Here is a 12,716-nt window from a genome sequence, read left to right on the forward strand (position 1 = left end):
TGAAATTCTATCGGCGTTTATAATTACAGCTTGAGCACTTTTGCCTCATTATGCCAGCAGGATCTCAAGAAATAGCCAGAAAAACAGCGCTGCGGCAACCAGGCACCCAAGTGTCATCCATCGGTAGCGCTTGATTAAGTCCGCTTCGTCGAGTGTCGATAACAGATACGGCATCCGCGACGTCTGTGGATCAGTCAGCACGTTCATGCTGGGCAGTTGGTGCAGAGACTGCTGCTGGTGTAATGCCTCCTGCTCCGCTGCCTGACGTGCCGCATGCCATTCCTCGGCGCTGATTTTACCGTCACCATTAGTGTCGAAACGCTTAACCAGCTGCTCTTTGTCGCGTTTCCAGAGACGCAGGAGGTCGCGGACGGTGGCGTTCATATCCAGTTGATCGCGTCCTCCGCCAACGGTATGAAAATGCCCCAGAGCATAAAGCTTTTCATGTTCGAAAATCAGCCGCTCGGTAAAACGGTATTGCCCGTCGCCTATCTGGCTGCTCAAGAAGGCCGCGGCTGTGTGCGGGTCAAGATTATGGCCTCCCGGAAAGGCGCTGCGTCCTCGCCAGCTATGCTTGTGCTGTGCGCTGACTTCGGCACCTTCGGGGTCGATCAGGCAGGTATCAGTGCCGTCATTGATCTGAAACCAGTGATTGGATCGGCCGCTGCGAACATGGCGCCACCGCTTGCGCTCACCCTCTTCATCAAGCTCTTCGACCTTGTAGTCATACCAGACACAGGCACGTCCAGACAGGGGGGCATTGAGTAAACCATCTTCGCCGGCGATGACGTGACCAATCAATTCCACGTAGCCCTGGGGGGCCGAGCGGATTTTGGCAGTCGGGGTATCGGCTATGAGCCGATAGCGGGCCATTCGGCTGAACACGAACCAGATTGAGGCCAGGGCCCCCAGGATGCAGATCAGTATGAAAATCAGTTTTTCTTCTGTCTCCAGAGGGGCAAGATCCAACAGCATGGAAGCTTATCCGAACAGTTGCTGGATATTGACATCCGCTTTTTCTGCTTCGTCGAACTCCAGCAATTGTGCGGGCTTGAAACCGAAGCGGCGGGCAATGATGACATCGGGAAACTGCTCGATACGCACGTTGAGGTGGTTGACGGAGTCGTTGTAGTACTCCCGACGATCCGCAATGCCTGATTCCAGTCCGGTGATACGGCTGCGAAGGTGATGGAAACTGTCGCTTGCGGTCAGCTCCGGGTAATCCTCGGCAACGGCGAACAGGTTGCCAAGCCCCAGGCGCAGTTGGGTTTCCGCCTGACCCAGGGCACCGACATCACCTTGCTCGCGCGCCTTGGCTACCGCGGAACGGGCTTCAATGACTGCAGTGAGGGTGTCCTGTTCATATCCCATGTGCTGTTTGCAGGTTTCGACCAGCTTCGGCAGTTCATCGTGGCGTTGCTTGAGCAACACATCAATATTGGCCCAGGCTCGTGAAACGCCATGCTTGAGACGCACCAGGTGATTGTAAAGCGAGACGAAGTAGAGGGCGGCAACAACAATGATCGCCAGCACAATGATCAGAGAAATATCCATATTGGTGATTACCTTGCCAGACGCGTTTTCGACACTATACCGTGTTTATCGGCTGGCGAAAGTCTACCCGTTTGATCAGGGGCGATGATTGAGAAGGGGGCTTGTGAGCCGGTTCTCTATACGCCACCGCCTCCAATCATTTCAACGACAACCGTTTTGATCAGGAAAGCAGCCAATCCCAGTCCCAGTGCGAAGAACAGAATGAAGGTGCCAAAGCGGCCGGCATTCGATTTCTTTGCCAGATCGTAAATGATGAAGAAAACGGCACCGGCAAATACGACCAGACCCACGTTAAGCATGATGGCTTCGATCTCGGCGAGACGCATGAAAAACCTCCTGGTTAAATGGCGAACAGATGATACATCAATTTGGCGTTTTCAAATACCGGTGCTTGCCAACAGGTGGGTCAGCCGAGGGTGTCATCCTTGCCATAGACCTGATCCTGCCAATCTTCCCCCAGCTCCTGCTCGATAAACTCACGAATGAACTTGCGGACCATCTGAGAGGGGGTGACGTCCTGTCGGCTGCAGAGCTGCTCAAAAACGGCTTTCTTTTTCGGGTCGATCAGCAGTGTCAGACGGGCAGTGCGGTTTTCCATGGTCGAATCTCATCTCTACAGCGGCATAGCATGTTAATGATATTAACATTGAATCATACATGATGGACAGTTAATGTAGGTGAACAAAACGTGACCAGAGTAAGGATGCTTTCCCATGTCCAGGCAAGCCCGGCTTCACTCGCTTTCTTTTGCCAGCGCCTTGCGTGCAACAGTGCGGGAGGGATATGGCCGCCGAGCATTGATGCAGGATCTGATGGCTGGGCTGAGCGTTGGCATCATTGCCATTCCCCTGTCGATGGCACTGGCCATCGCCAGTGGAGTCCGGCCTGAGTACGGGCTCTATACGGCGATTATCGCCGGCTTCATTATCGCTTTGGCAGGAGGCTCTCGTTACAGCGTTTCCGGGCCGACGGCCGCTTTTGTCGTCATTCTTTATCCTGTTGCCCAGGCCTACGGGCTGGCGGGGTTGCTGATTGCCACGCTGATGTCAGCTGTTATTTTACTGGGACTCGCTTTCGCCAGAATGGGGCGGCTCATCGAGTATATTCCCGAGCCGGTCACGCTGGGGTTTACATCTGGTATTGCCATCGTCATCGCGACCCTTCAGGTCAATGATTTCTTCGGTCTGGGGCTGGACCAGCTGCCGGAGCACTGGTGGCAAAAAGTGGCTGCGCTGGGTGCGGCTGTGCCGACACTGGACATGGCTGCGACAGCAGTGGCTGTTTCTACCCTGGCTGTTCTGGTCATCTGGCCGCGCTTGAAGCTGCCGATGCCCGGGCATTTGCCGGCGCTGGCGGTGGGGCTTCTGGTGGCCTGGAGCATGGGGCTAATGGGGTACTCAGTGGAAACTATCGGGAGCCGTTTCAGTTATCTTCTGCCCGATGGCTCGCTGGGTGCCGGTATACCCCCTTTCCTGCCTGAGTTCGCCTGGCCCTGGGATCGTCCGGGTCCGGACGGAGGGACGGTTGAGCTCAGCTGGTCGCTGGTGCGTGAGCTGCTGCCGGCGGCGTTCTCCATCGCCATGCTGGGAGCCATCGAGTCTCTGCTGTGTGCTGTTGTTCTCGATGGTATGACCGGAAAACGACACCATGCCAATGGTGAACTTCTGGGGCAGGGGTTGGGTAATCTGATAGCCCCTTTTTTTGGCGGGTTTACGGCCACAGCAGCGTTGGCGCGGTCGGCGGCCAACTACCGTGCCGGGGCCTGCTCGCCGGTAGCCAGTATGGTGCATGCTCTGGTGGTATTGGCAGGTCTGTTGCTTCTTGCGCCGGTACTGGCCTGGCTGCCGATGGCGAGTATGGCGGCACTGTTGTTGATGGTGGCCTGGAACATGAGCGAAGCGCCCAAGCTGATAGCCTTGCTGCGCAAAGCTCCTCCGGGTGATGTGCTGGTGTTGTTCACCTGCCTGTTGTTGACGGTGCTTTTCGATATGGTGATCGCGATCTTTGCCGGCATTCTGTTGGCATCCTTGCTGTTCATGCGCGACCTGGCCGGAATGACACGTTTTACCGATGTCAGTCGCCAGACCAAGCATGTGCCGGGCGAGCTGTTACCCGGCTGGAAGGTCTACAAGTTGAGTGGGCCGCTGTTCTTCGCTGCGGCTGACCGGGTTTTTGATGAGCTGCAGACAGACATCAAAGGCTCTCGCGGGGTCGTGCTTTATATGGATGGGGTGCCATTGCTGGATGCGGGGGGGCTGAGTGCCTTGACGCACTTTACCCAGCTCTGTCGCCGGCAGGGTATTGAACTGGTGATCGCGGATCTGCAATTCCAGCCCCTGCGAGCCTTGGCGCGTGCCGGAATGATGCCGGTCGAGGGGGAGTTGAAGTTTACACCGACATTGGCTGAAGCCCTGCAGCCCTTGTTAAGCACTTGAAAATGCGGGGTCAGGGCTCCATTCCACAATGGGTGGGCCGGTAGTTGTCCAGCCAGCTTGAGAGTTTATCCACGGGTAGTGGCGGGCAGAAAAGATAGCCTTGCATGTAACGGCAGCCCTGACTGACCAGCGTCAGGCGCTGCTTCTCGGTTTCGACGCCCTCGGCAATGAGCCGCAGCTCCAGGCTGGCAGCCATGGAAATGATCGCCGTCACGAGCGAGCCGGCATAACGGTCACTGTCCAGATCGCGGACAAATTCTCGGTCGATTTTAAGGCTGTCCACCGGGAAGTGCTTCAGGTAGCTCAACGAAGAGTAGCCGGTGCCAAAGTCGTCAATTGCGAGGGAAATTCCCAGATCCTTGAAGCCTTGCAGCCAGGTAACGGTTTCTTCGCTGTCCTGCAGAAGCAGGCCTTCTGTAATCTCGAGTATCAGACGAGAAGGGTGAAGGTTGTGGTGCTCAAGCACGGCCCGCACTGCCTCGGCGTCCAGGCCCAGATCTCGCTGACGTTCCGAGACATTGACGGACAGATAAAGCTCATGCCCGGCTGCCGCCAGCTGCTGAATCTGTTGGCATGCTGTGTCCAGAACCCATTCGCCAATGCTGCCGATCAGGCCCGTTTCTTCAGCCATCGGGATGAACTGATCGGGTGGAATCATGCCTCTTTCAGGGTGGTGCCAGCGCAGTAAGGCTTCCACACCTTTAACATCCCCACTATCACCCGTGATGATTGGCTGGTAATAGACTTCCAGCTGCTTGCGCTCCAGAGCGTGGCGCAGGTCCTGCTCAAGGGTCATGCGCTGATTGGCATGTTCCTGCATGGCAGCGGTGAAAAAGTGGGCCTGGTTGCGGCCAGACTGTTTGGCTCTGTACATCGCCAAGTCGGCGTTACGAAGCAGGGTTTCAGCCGTATCGGCATCCCCGGGGTGCATGGCAATACCGATACTGGCCCCAATAATGATCTCCCGCTCGGCCAGCAGGAAGGGGGTGCTCAGGGATTCGATCAGTTTGTTTGCGACATAGGAAGCATCGGCTTCTGACTTGATATTGTGCAGCAAGATAACGAACTCATCGCCGCCGAAGCGGGCGACTGTATCCGTGTTACGCACGCAGCCGTTCAGCCTCTGCGCCACCTGCTTCAGAAGATCATCGCCATATTCATGCCCCATGGAGTCGTTGACGTACTTGAAACGGTCCAGGTCAATGAACAGCAGCGCAATGATTTGCTCGTCGCGGTTGGCTGTTGCGATGGCAAGATTGAGGCGGTCTGAAAGCAAGGTGCGGTTGGGCAGCTCGGTCAATTCATCGTAGTAAGCCTGCCGCACGATCTGGGCTTCATCGTTTTTGCGCTGGGTGATGTCGGAGAATACCGCGACGTATTCACTGGGGTTGCCTTCGCTGTCATACACAACCGATACGGACAGCCACTCAGGATAAATGGTTCCATTCTTGCGTCGGTTCCAGATTTCGCCGCTCCAACAGCCCTGTTGCATGATGTCCTGCCACATGTCCTGATAGAACCCGGCCTCGTGACGCCCGGAACTCAGAATGCTGGGGTTGCGGCCCTGAACCTCTTCAAGGGTGTACCCGGTGATACGGCTGAAAGCCGGGTTGATCGTCTTGATCAGACCGTCTCGGTCGGCCACCATGATCGCTTCATTACTGGTGCTGAACACCGCCTCGATCATTTTCAGCTGTTCTTCCATTTCCTTCTGTTGGGTGATGTCTTCCTTCACCGCAATATAGCTTTGGCAATTGCCAAACTCGTCGCGGACAGCGGAGATGGAGGCAGACTCCCAGAACAAGGAACCATCCTTGCGCCGGTTAAGCAGGTGGCCGTGCCATTCCTTGCCTTTCTCGAGAGTTTTCCACAGATCACGATAGACATCATCCGGCATCTCGCCAGACCGAAGCATTCCGGCTCCCTGGCCAATAGCCTCTTCACGACTGTAACCGGATACTTCACAAAACTTCGGGTTTACATACTCGATGATGCCCCGGGTATTGGTGATCATGACTGAGGCAGGGCTTTGCTCGAGCGCTCGTCCCAGGTTGCGCAGCTTCTGCTCGATCTTCTGAGTATGCGTGATATCGGTTCGCACGCAGGCAAGGCCGCCTTCACGAGTTCGGCTATCACTCGCCAGGATGGCGTGGCCGCTGTCAAGGTGTTCGACATAGCTGGTACTGCCCGGTTGCTCGCTTTCAACCGGTTCAAAGTGGGTGAGATGGGGCTTGAGCTGTTCCTTGAATGTATCCCAGCGTTCTAACTCAAGGTTATCCAGCCAGGGGTAGACCTGACGCCACCGGCTATTGCAGAGCAGCATTCTCCCGGTCGGACTGAAGAGCGCAAAGGCCTCGGAAAGGCTTTCCACCGCGTCATGCATGCGTTCCCGGGCCTTGTCTGATTGTCGGCGCAGAATCACAAAGCGCCGCATCAGGTCGCCCATCAGCAGGAAGAGCAGCGCAAAGACGATAAACATGACAACGCCGATAACTCGGCTGTCGATGCTGGCATTACCCGTACCCGGAGTGGTTTCCTTCCAGAGGATAAAAAAGAGCACGCACAGGTTGATACCTGTCAGCAGCAAAATCAGCTTCAACTTGCGAGTAGAGGATTTGCTCATCTGTTCTTCTGGTTAAAGGCGCGAGGATCTAAAGTGCAAAGTGTATCGTGTTGGAGACTCATTGCTATAGTGAAATCAATCTATTGGCAATTTTAATCCTGACTATAGACATTGATCAGGTAAAGAAGCGAGAATTTGCACGTTATAAAATGCATTCATAATACATTTAAAGGTTCCGTTATGGCCGTGATAAACCTTGAGCATCAACCGAGCGGACGCATCGGCTGGATACTGAGTAACGGCTTTCGGCCGATGTTTGCTCTGGCGAGTGCTCTGGCGCTTCTGGCAGTGGCTGCCTGGCTGGCGTTCTGGCGCGGGTGGATGAATCCGCCTGGGGACATGCTTCAGGCAGTGCTTTGGCATGGGCACGAGATGCTGTTTGGTTTTGTCGGAGCCGCCATTGGAGGGTTCCTGCTGGCAGCCGTAGCCAACTGGACCGGTCGCAAGCCTGTTTCGGGAGTGCCGCTTCTGTTGTTGGCCTGTACCTGGTTGTTGGCTCGGTTTGTGGCGCTAACGGCAGGAGCCTGGCCTGACGTGATCAATGCGATGGGGGCGGTCAGTTACTGGCTGTTACTGGCGTTTCTGTTCGGTCGCGAGTTAATCCATTCTGGCAACCGGCGTAATATCAAGGTGTTGGTCATTATTGCGCTCTTTGCTCTGTTAAGCTTGGCGTTTCATCTGCATTGGCTGCCCGAGCTGCAGGTTCTGCATCTGGCGGTGGTATTGGTGCTGGCGCTGCTGACTCTGATCGGTGGACGTATTACGCCTGCGTTTACCCGAAATTGGCTCAACCGCCAGTCACTCGAAGCCGCTCAAATGCCGGCTGCTTTTGGTGTTGTTGATATTGTTGCGGCGGTGTCGACCCCGGTGGCGGGTGCAGCATGGGTTTTCTGGTCACAAAGTCCAGTCACCGCATGCTTGCTGTTCTTGGCTGGCGGAGCGCAGCTGGTTCGACTCGTGCGCTGGTGCGGCTGGCAGACGGCTTCCGAGCCGCTGCTGCTGGTGTTGCATGTGGGCTACGCCTGGCTCGGTATTGGCCTGCTGTTGCTGGCAGGTAGTAGTGTCGGGTTGTGGTTGCCGAGTGCCGGCCTGCATGCGCTGACGGTTGGCGCAATGGGCGGGATGATTATGGCTGTCGCCTCCCGCGCCGCACTGGGGCATACCGGGCGAGAGCTTGTAGCGGGACCGCTGATGGTGATGGCGTTTATCAGTCTGCATCTGGCTGCACTGGTGCGAGTGCTTGCGTCCCTCTGGCCGGCGATGACATCTTCATTGCTAATGCTTGCCGGGCTGCTTTGGCTGATGGCGTTTGCGTTTTTTGCCTGGCGCTATCTGCCAATTCTTTTGGGGCCATCGCTCAGTTTCAGTGATCGTTTGAAAGCGCAGACGAGTACCCAAAAAGGGTGACTCACATCTCATTGGCCTTGCGGTAGGCTCCCTGGTAATCAAACAGCCGCTCGCGCACCTGCCAGTAGCCTGCCTGACGGCCTTTTTTGCCGCTTTGCCTGGCGATGACAAAATCAGGTGCCGGCAGCAGGTGCTGGACCGCCATGACGTCTGACGCCGTTCTGAACTGACGCGGTGAAGTTCCGGCATTGCAGCGTCTGCCAAACAGCGAATTAAACACTGCGCGTTGTGCTGGCCGATCAAGGTGAAAGCGCTCACGCAGCTCTTCACCCTGTTCCTCGTGGTAGGTCACCGTCACACACTCGTTGTTGGCGCTCAGGCTGATTCCCGCACAGCGGATTACACGAGCATCCTTCAGTTGCAACGCGCGCTTGAGCAGATCATCAGGGTCAATAATGGCCTCACTGCAACTTTGGCAATAACGAGCCGCAATATCATTTTCTGCCCCACAGTGTGGGCACTCCTTGAAACGAAAACGGTAATCGCACTGCTGGGGCTTTTCTCCTTCCATTTCCAGCAGTCCCTGGCAACGACGTCCGTAATGTTCGATGACCTGACCCGTGTCATCGGTTTTGCCCCAGAAAATGTTGGCAAATCCGCAGCCGGGACAAAATACCTGAACGGGTTCAGAGTCCGTTGCGGGCTTGGGGGTGCCTACCTCAGGATGATGCAGGTTGAAACCGTTGCCGGCATAGTCGATTACCAGGCAGTTTTTCTTGTTCGCGCTAAGCCTTAGCCCACGGCCAACAATTTGCTGGTAGAGGCTGACCGAGGCAGTGGGCCGCAGAATGGCGATCAGATCGACATGAGGCGCATCGAACCCGGTTGTCAGTACGGCCACATTCACCAGATATTTGAACTTGCGTTCCTTGAACATGCCGATTAGACGGTCGCGCTCGTCCCCGGGTGTTTCGCCGGTGATGACGGCCGTTTGATCGGCAGGCAGATAACCCCCGATTTCATGGGCATGCGCCACTGTCGCGGCAAACACCATGACCCCTTCACGCGCCTGTGCCAATTCCTCCAGTTGCTCGCAGATTGCTCGCGTGACACGCGGGTGCCTGGCGAGCAGGCTGTTCAGTTCCCGCTCCGGGTAGTGGCCGTTGTCCGAGGGTGACAGTGAGGAAAAATCATAGTGGGCAATGGCGGCGTCGATCACTTCGGGTGGGGTCAGGTAACCGTTGCGGATCATGTGGCTCAGTGGCAGTTCGAAAATGCATTTTTCGAATACCCTGGGCTCTTCGCTGCGCACGAAGCCGCGGTAATGAGCCCGGTAGATCCAGCCATATCCCAGGCGATAGGGCGTTGCGGTGAGTCCAAGCACTTTCAGCCCCGGGTTGTGTGTACGCAAGTGGCGGATCACCTGCTGATACTGACTGTCCTCGTCTTCACCGACACGGTGACACTCGTCGATGATCAGCAATGAAAAGGTATCTGCGAATGATGTCAGGTTTCGGGCAACGGACTGCACGCTGGCAAAGGTCACCTGATGGCTGAACTCCTTGCGACCAAGACCTGCTGAAAATATGCCGGCCTCCAGACCCAGTGCGGCATACTTGGCATGGTTTTGTTCTACCAGTTCGCGCACATGGGTGATAACCAGGATGCGTTTACGAGCAAGCCGGGCCAGCTCAGCGATGACCAGGCTTTTGCCTGCACCGGTAGGCAAGACAATGACGGCCGGGTCGTCACTGGATCGAAAGTGCTTGAGAGTGGCATCTACGGCATCCTGCTGATAGTCACGCAGGGTAAAGGCGGGTTGGGGCATGCCTGGAGTCAGTTCCTGAATCTTTAGAGCGATACGGTGATGATACGGACTGAAATAGCCAAACGCTACGGTGAGAAAGGCGGGGAGGCAAAGCAGGTAATTTTGTATATTCACACAAAGGACTGGTCGAATCTGTAAGGATCGGCCAGCATAGACGACTATGTTAATACCGCTCAGCTCTGGTAAGGCTGCTCGGTGAAGGTTGAATGGGGGAAGGGCAACTTGAAGGCAACAGAAGGTCGAGCAATGCCGGAAGATGATGAGGTTGAGCAGCGTTTGGAGGACATCCGCCCCAGGCTGCTGGCGTTTGCCCGCTTGCAACTGGGGGACCAGGCGCAAGCGGAAGATCTGGTACAGGAAACGCTGGTCTCCGCTTGGCAAGGCCTGGACAGCTTTGCCGGAAACGCAAAACTTGAAACCTGGGTATTTGGCATTCTCAAGCACAAGTTGATCGACGAGATTCGTTATCGTAGCCGCGAGCAGACGACAGGCTTTAATCCCGATGACATGCCTGAGGTCGATGGTCTGTTCAATCCCAAGGCGCACTGGTTGCCATCGGCTCGACCACAGCAGTGGCATGAGCCGGAGCAGGCGTGTCTGCAGGATGGATTCTGGCAGGTATTTGATTTCTGTGTGCTGCACCTGCCGGAAAATACTGCCAAGGTGTTCTCGATGCGAGAATTGATGGGGATGGAAACAGCCGAGATCTGCGAAACGTTGCAGATCAGTGAGCAGAATTGCTGGGTGATCCTGCACCGGGCTCGCTTGAAGTTACGTGCCTGTCTTGAAAACGGCTGGTTCAGCAAGGGGGAAAGCAATGCAGTCCTGTAAACGTGCCACTGAGCTGATGTCTCAGCAGCTTGACCGTGAGCTGAAAATGAACGAGAAACTCAGCTTGCGCATGCATCTGATGATGTGTCGCCATTGTCGCAAATGCGATGAGCAGTTCAAGGTGCTTCACCAGCTGGCCTCCTCACGATCTCGGCAGTCCGAGACTGAGCAAGATTAGGCTTTGCGTCGTGCCTCTCTGGCCTTATCCATGGCCCGCTGATATTCCGGTTTCTGGTGCGTCCAGCTCAGTTGTCGGATGCTTGGACAGGGCATCGGGTGGTTGTTGCGCTTAAGAGCCGACAGTCGCTCAAGACGAGCTGTCAACGCCTCTGCTTCATGGGTTTGTGCGTAGCGATACTCTGAGTCAAACAGCTCTCGGTAAGCCAAGCGGTCCGGCACCACAGGGGTGCAGCCCGCCGCGACTCCTTCCAGAACGGCGATGCCCTGATAATCATGCAGTGCCGTCGACAACACGACATCTGCCTGCTGCAGTAGCTGGCGATACTCCTCCAGTGATTCGACATGCCCCCAATATCCAAGATTATCGCCTTCCTCCAGCGTCTGATGAATGTGGTCGAACACCTTTGGGGTGTGGCGAAATTGCTGCCCAACCACATGTAGTCGGAAGTCCAGTTGTCGTTGCTGCATCATCAGAATGGCATCCAGCAGCAATTCAGGTCCCTTGTCGAACTCCCAGCGATGGTTCCAGACCAGCTGTAAAGGTCCGCTTTCAGGACTCGAATCAAGAAAGACCTCATCGGGCAAAGGCACGGGAATGACTTGCGACTGTCGGGCTATCTGCTCTGTCAGCCCGGCCGGTACCTGGTCCGGGAGCTTGCGAAGAAGCGTCTGTGCGCCTTCGAGTAGAGTGTGGCGATTGAATTCGGAGTTGAATAGCACATGGTCGGCTGCCAGAGCGTTGTAGAGGTTAAGCATTTGCGGCTCAACACTGTTGAACTCTCGACCTGATGCCGGATAGGCAAACTGATTCTCGTGGAAATAGACCAGCGTAGGGATGCTTGCCAATTCAGGCACCAGCCCGCGCAGGCCAGTGAGGTCTACCATTGAGGTAGCGATGATCAGGTCATAGGGGCGAGTCAGTGTTTCGCGTTCGCTGAAGGCCCAGCTCAGACTGTTGCCGCGGATGCGCCAGGCGAAATAGCGTGGAGGCAATGACAGGGTTGTCCAGTCGTATTCCGGGAAGGCGGTGACCAGGCCTTGCCGCCAGTAACGATGACTGACCGCATCATAGGCGGATAAAAGCAGAATGCGCATCCGAACTCTCCAGAGCAATGGGAGGGCGATTGTGCCAGAGAACAAGCAGACTTGTCAGATCTCGGGTGGGCTGCTTGACTGAGAGGTAGTCTCATGCGGAGTACGTCAGATGTCAGGAACAGTATTGATTACCGGTTGTAACCGAGGTATTGGACTAGAGTTTGCCTACCAGTATGCCCGTGACGGCTGGCGTGTTCATGCCTGTGCACGTGATCTGGTGCATGCGGAGGACTTGCAGGCGTTGGAGGCTCGTTTTCCCGAGCAAATCCAGTTGCACACCCTGGATGTGAACAAGGACGGTCAGATCAAGGCATTGGACCGTGTGCTCGGTGATGAAACCATTGATTTGCTGATCAACAATGCTGGCTATTATGGTCCCAGAGGCGTGTGTTTCGGCAAGGTAGAGCGTGAATTGTGGCGCCAGGTATTGGAAACCAATACCCTGAGCCCGTTGATGCTGACGCAAACCTTTTACCCGCGTATCGCGACAAGCAAACTGAAAACCGTTGCGTTTTTGAGCAGCAAAGTGGGCAGTATCAGCGATAACCAGTCGGGCGGTGGGTATTACTATCGCAGCTCCAAAACGGCACTGAATCAGGTGATAAAAAGCCTTTCCATTGACCTTGAAGGAGCTGGGGTCAAGGTTGTCGCACTTCATCCTGGCTGGGTGCAAACCGATATGGGGGGGCAGAATGCGCTCATATCAGCGGAAGAAAGTGTCTCCGCGTTACGTACTCTGCTGGCGCAGTTGGACTTGTCCCAAAGTGGCAGTTTTTTGAACTATGATGGTTCTGTGATCGACTGGTAGTGAAGAGGGTGGTAC

The 12,716-nt window shown here is 55.7% G+C and carries 12 protein-coding genes; 5 read left to right on the forward strand and 7 right to left on the reverse strand.

Going from position 1 to position 12,716, the window contains the following annotated elements; all coding sequences use genetic code 11:
* Window positions 1-48: 48 nt before the first annotated feature.
* The 4 genes from LN244_RS05485 to LN244_RS05500 form a co-directional block, all read right to left on the reverse strand.
* Window positions 49-975 (reverse strand): GIDE domain-containing protein, encoded by a 927-nt coding sequence (locus LN244_RS05485; RefSeq protein ID WP_239041841.1) that lies wholly within the window; start codon window positions 973-975, stop codon window positions 49-51.
* A gap of 6 nt (window positions 976-981) precedes the next feature.
* Window positions 982-1,554 carry a LemA family protein gene (locus LN244_RS05490; RefSeq protein WP_239041842.1) on the reverse strand — a complete coding sequence of 191 codons (573 nt, stop codon included), beginning with the start codon at window positions 1,552-1,554 and terminating at the stop codon, window positions 982-984.
* A 116-nt stretch (window positions 1,555-1,670) separates the two neighbouring features.
* Window positions 1,671-1,880, reverse strand: coding sequence for a DUF2788 domain-containing protein (locus LN244_RS05495; RefSeq protein WP_239041843.1), 210 nt, complete (start codon window positions 1,878-1,880; stop codon window positions 1,671-1,673).
* Window positions 1,881-1,960: 80 nt separating this feature from the next.
* Window positions 1,961-2,152, reverse strand: coding sequence for a CopG family transcriptional regulator (locus LN244_RS05500; protein ID WP_239041844.1), 192 nt, complete (start codon window positions 2,150-2,152; stop codon window positions 1,961-1,963).
* Between the two features lie 115 nt (window positions 2,153-2,267).
* Between LN244_RS05500 and dauA the strand changes: the two genes are divergently transcribed.
* Window positions 2,268-3,989 carry a C4-dicarboxylic acid transporter DauA gene (gene dauA, locus LN244_RS05505; protein ID WP_239041845.1) on the forward strand — a complete coding sequence of 574 codons (1,722 nt, stop codon included), beginning with the start codon at window positions 2,268-2,270 and terminating at the stop codon, window positions 3,987-3,989.
* Between the two features lie 10 nt (window positions 3,990-3,999).
* Here dauA and LN244_RS05510 read toward each other — a convergent pair whose 3' ends face one another.
* On the reverse strand, window positions 4,000-6,612 hold the full coding sequence (locus tag LN244_RS05510) for an EAL domain-containing protein (RefSeq protein ID WP_239041846.1): 2,613 nt from the start codon (window positions 6,610-6,612) through the stop codon (window positions 4,000-4,002).
* A 180-nt stretch (window positions 6,613-6,792) separates the two neighbouring features.
* Here LN244_RS05510 and LN244_RS05515 point away from each other — a divergent pair, with 180 nt between their 5' ends.
* Window positions 6,793-8,019 carry an NnrS family protein gene (locus LN244_RS05515; protein ID WP_239041847.1) on the forward strand — a complete coding sequence of 409 codons (1,227 nt, stop codon included), beginning with the start codon at window positions 6,793-6,795 and terminating at the stop codon, window positions 8,017-8,019.
* Window position 8,020: 1 nt separating this feature from the next.
* Here the strand turns inward: LN244_RS05515 and LN244_RS05520 are convergent, their stop codons facing one another.
* The gene (locus tag LN244_RS05520; RefSeq protein WP_239041848.1) at window positions 8,021-9,787 is read right to left on the reverse strand and encodes a DEAD/DEAH box helicase; all 1,767 of its coding nucleotides are present in this window, start codon (window positions 9,785-9,787) and stop codon (window positions 8,021-8,023) included.
* Between the two features lie 222 nt (window positions 9,788-10,009).
* On the opposite strand from LN244_RS05520, the gene LN244_RS05525 reads away from it, so the two are divergent.
* Complete coding sequence (locus LN244_RS05525; RefSeq protein ID WP_239041849.1) at window positions 10,010-10,618, forward strand: sigma-70 family RNA polymerase sigma factor; 609 nt, start codon at window positions 10,010-10,012, stop codon at window positions 10,616-10,618.
* The gene (locus LN244_RS05530; RefSeq protein WP_239041850.1) at window positions 10,605-10,796 is read left to right on the forward strand and encodes a zf-HC2 domain-containing protein; all 192 of its coding nucleotides are present in this window, start codon (window positions 10,605-10,607) and stop codon (window positions 10,794-10,796) included. The genes LN244_RS05525 and LN244_RS05530 overlap by 14 nt, the downstream gene beginning before the upstream one ends.
* Here the strand turns inward: LN244_RS05530 and LN244_RS05535 are convergent.
* Window positions 10,793-11,893: a tRNA-queuosine alpha-mannosyltransferase domain-containing protein gene (locus LN244_RS05535; protein ID WP_239041851.1), complete on the reverse strand. Its 1,101-nt coding sequence runs from the start codon at window positions 11,891-11,893 to the stop codon at window positions 10,793-10,795. The genes LN244_RS05530 and LN244_RS05535 overlap by 4 nt on opposite strands.
* Window positions 11,894-12,002: 109 nt before the next feature.
* Between LN244_RS05535 and LN244_RS05540 the strand changes: the two genes are divergently transcribed.
* A complete protein-coding gene (locus LN244_RS05540; protein ID WP_239041852.1) occupies window positions 12,003-12,701 on the forward strand; it encodes an SDR family oxidoreductase in 699 nt (232 codons plus the stop codon).
* Window positions 12,702-12,716: the final 15 nt, after the last annotated feature.

This window comes from Marinobacterium sediminicola, assembly GCF_022343685.1.
In the GTDB taxonomy this organism is placed as follows: Bacteria; Pseudomonadota; Gammaproteobacteria; order Pseudomonadales; family Balneatricaceae; genus Marinobacterium; species Marinobacterium sediminicola.

Excerpts from the sequence above, each read along its gene's own strand:
- LN244_RS05515 (WP_239041847.1), top strand. The coding sequence starts at position 6,793 with ATGGCCGTGATAAACCTTGAGCATCAACCGAGCGGACGCATCGGCTGG.
- LN244_RS05530 (WP_239041850.1), top strand. The coding sequence starts at position 10,605 with ATGCAGTCCTGTAAACGTGCCACTGAGCTGATGTCTCAGCAGCTTGAC.
- LN244_RS05485 (WP_239041841.1), bottom strand. The coding sequence starts at position 975 with ATGCTGTTGGATCTTGCCCCTCTGGAGACAGAAGAAAAACTGATTTTC.
- LN244_RS05495 (WP_239041843.1), bottom strand. The coding sequence starts at position 1,880 with ATGCGTCTCGCCGAGATCGAAGCCATCATGCTTAACGTGGGTCTGGTC.
- dauA (WP_239041845.1), top strand. The coding sequence starts at position 2,268 with ATGTCCAGGCAAGCCCGGCTTCACTCGCTTTCTTTTGCCAGCGCCTTG.
- LN244_RS05520 (WP_239041848.1), bottom strand. The coding sequence starts at position 9,787 with ATGCCCCAACCCGCCTTTACCCTGCGTGACTATCAGCAGGATGCCGTA.
- LN244_RS05540 (WP_239041852.1), top strand. The coding sequence starts at position 12,003 with ATGTCAGGAACAGTATTGATTACCGGTTGTAACCGAGGTATTGGACTA.
- LN244_RS05535 (WP_239041851.1), bottom strand. The coding sequence starts at position 11,893 with ATGCGCATTCTGCTTTTATCCGCCTATGATGCGGTCAGTCATCGTTAC.
- LN244_RS05490 (WP_239041842.1), bottom strand. The coding sequence starts at position 1,554 with ATGGATATTTCTCTGATCATTGTGCTGGCGATCATTGTTGTTGCCGCC.
- LN244_RS05510 (WP_239041846.1), bottom strand. The coding sequence starts at position 6,612 with ATGAGCAAATCCTCTACTCGCAAGTTGAAGCTGATTTTGCTGCTGACA.
- LN244_RS05500 (WP_239041844.1), bottom strand. The coding sequence starts at position 2,152 with ATGGAAAACCGCACTGCCCGTCTGACACTGCTGATCGACCCGAAAAAG.